This is a genomic window from Asticcacaulis taihuensis, assembly GCF_900100255.1.
In the GTDB taxonomy this organism is placed as follows: Bacteria; Pseudomonadota; Alphaproteobacteria; order Caulobacterales; family Caulobacteraceae; genus Asticcacaulis; species Asticcacaulis taihuensis.
In genome coordinates, this window is sequence record NZ_FMTS01000018.1 from 1 (window position 1) to 2,163 (window position 2,163).

Genomic DNA, 2,163 nt, shown 5'->3' on the forward strand with positions numbered 1-2,163 from the left:
TTTCCCTCGGTTTTGGGCCGCCGTCTGCGGCGGTGGACCGGTGCCGCCCTCTTCCCGATCATGTCCCGGTTGGACAGCGCACCTCCCTATCAACGCCGAGCGATCGCTATAACGGGCTCAGCATTGCTGCATCTTGGCCTGGCGCTTTTGCTCCTCCCTTCCAATACGGGGCTTAGCGCCAGTATGGGAACCGTAACCGGCCTTGGCACGGTCAATGGCGCCGGCACGGCTGTAACGCTCGTTGACGTCTCTGAGCTGACGCCACCCAAAGCATCCGAGGAAGAGCGACAAACTTCGACGGCTGAACCATCTGTGGCGACATCGGAACCTACCGACTTCTCCGAAACCCAGGACGATGCCACTCCAGCGGATCAGGTAGCGTCCCCGGCCGAAAATCCGGAAGCGCCCGCCAGTCAAGCCTTACGGTCAAACAGCAACGCCCTCAGGGACAGCACCGCCGAAGCCACGGCCGGCGCCTTCGGCCAAAACGGTCAAGCCAATCTCGATCTGTGGAATGCCATAGCCCCTTGCTGGAACCGCATCGCCGATGGCGCGACCCTGCCGGCGACGCTGAAGATCAACTTCGATGCCAATGGTGGGCTGGCTTTGCCACCTGAAATCGAACGGGATCCGGATGCGCCGATCACCGATCAAAGCCTGAAGTCCGAGGCGCAGGCGCTTCAGGCCCTGTCTGAATGCGGCGCCTATCCGATGGCGCAAGGGCAGCAGAATGTTGTGGTGCAGTTCCCAACGCCTGGGCATTTGCCACAAAAACTACCTGTGCTAGCCGGAGTTACACTGGTCACTCGACATTAGGCCGTGTTTTCTAGCGCCAACTTACCGATTGCGCGCCGCCATCGGGTATCAATAGAAGAGATCAGGTGGAGGGCGCTCCCGCATCATAGTTCTTCAAGGCGCGACTAAAACCAGCGTTTCACTTAATCGACCAATTGGTGGTTACCGAGCAATTGGGCGCAACCGCCCCTGTGAAGGTCGCATTGGGAGCCCATGTCAAGTGGAACTGGTAAGTATGGCTGCCAGCCGGAACAATGCCGTCATAGATCAGATCGTTAGCGCCTACGTGTTCTAGCCTTTCAGGATCAACTGTCCCACCGTCTCCCTTGATCGGCGCATGTGTTTTGCCAGCATATCGCAGAAATTGAAGTATCGCTTTTTTGGAGATTGCTTGCCCTTTTGATTCGGGTGCGGCCATACATTGGCTTTGGTCATCGCCCCAGCCGCACGCCTCAAGCGACAGTAGCAGAAGACCTGCTAAAGCGGTTCTGCCAAATGCTTGTGAAATTTTCATTCTGCCCCCCCTCAGATATATTTTTCATCGTCACAAAGCTAATTTTGCAGCTCTGACTATTACACTATGCCCAAGCGGTAACAACGCCGTCAGGCAAACAAAAGTTGTGGGGAACTTGCAATTCCTGCTGAGGCAACTGGCCCGCCAAGTCGATAAATTTCTAATAAATGCGCGAAAAGCATTTCATGGGGTGCGGGCAGAAACGCGGCCATGGCGAGGCTGACTAGCTATCGTTAAGCGCGCCGCTGATACTGTCGGCAATCCGGCTGGCAGCCACCTTGATAGGAGCGTTAGCCAGATGGGCATATCTCGCTGTGGTTTGTACCTGGCTATGCCCGAGTAGCTTGCCTATCATAGGTAAGCCCTCGCCAAGAGCGAGGGCGCCACTGGCGAACGAATGGCGCAGGTCGTGGATACGGACGTCAGGCAGACCGGCGGTGGCGCGAATGCGCCGCCAGGGGTGTTGCAAGTCGATGAGGGGGCGGCCTTCATTCTTGCCGGTGATGACGTAAGAGTTATTGTTGAGGCGTTCAGTCTGCAGCAGAACGTCGACGACACTCTGTCCGATATGGACGGTCTTGGCGCCGGTCTTTGAGTCCGGTAGGCGCAGCTCGTAATCTCCGAGACATGCATCATCCCATTTAAGGGTCATGATCTCGTTCAGGCGGCAGCCCGTCAGCATTAACAGCCGGATGGCGGTAATGGCAGCCTGCGTCTCTGTCCTATTGCGTTCGGCATCATTCAGCGCCTTACCTAGAGTGTTGAATATCACCGAAAACTGACCCATTTGGCGGCTTAATTATCATCAGGAATTGACCCATGTGAAACTCCCCTCGTTGTCGAACAGCGAGGGC

3 protein-coding genes are annotated in these 2,163 nt (G+C 56.5%); 1 reads left to right on the plus strand and 2 read right to left on the minus strand.

Annotated features, from left to right (window positions below):
* A partial coding sequence (locus tag BLO49_RS18065; protein WP_220083771.1) for a hypothetical protein occupies positions 1 to 816 on the plus strand: 816 nt, incomplete at its 5' end.
* Positions 817 to 934: 118 nt separating this feature from the next.
* Here BLO49_RS18065 and BLO49_RS18285 read toward each other — a convergent pair.
* Together BLO49_RS18285 and BLO49_RS18070 are read right to left on the minus strand one after the other, a co-directional pair.
* Positions 935 to 1,309: a hypothetical protein gene (locus tag BLO49_RS18285; protein WP_139159742.1), complete on the minus strand. Its 375-nt coding sequence runs from the start codon at positions 1,307 to 1,309 to the stop codon at positions 935 to 937.
* A 223-nt stretch (positions 1,310 to 1,532) separates the two neighbouring features.
* Positions 1,533 to 2,096, minus strand: coding sequence for a site-specific integrase (locus BLO49_RS18070; RefSeq protein ID WP_245679096.1), 564 nt, complete (start codon positions 2,094 to 2,096; stop codon positions 1,533 to 1,535).
* Positions 2,097 to 2,163: the final 67 nt, after the last annotated feature.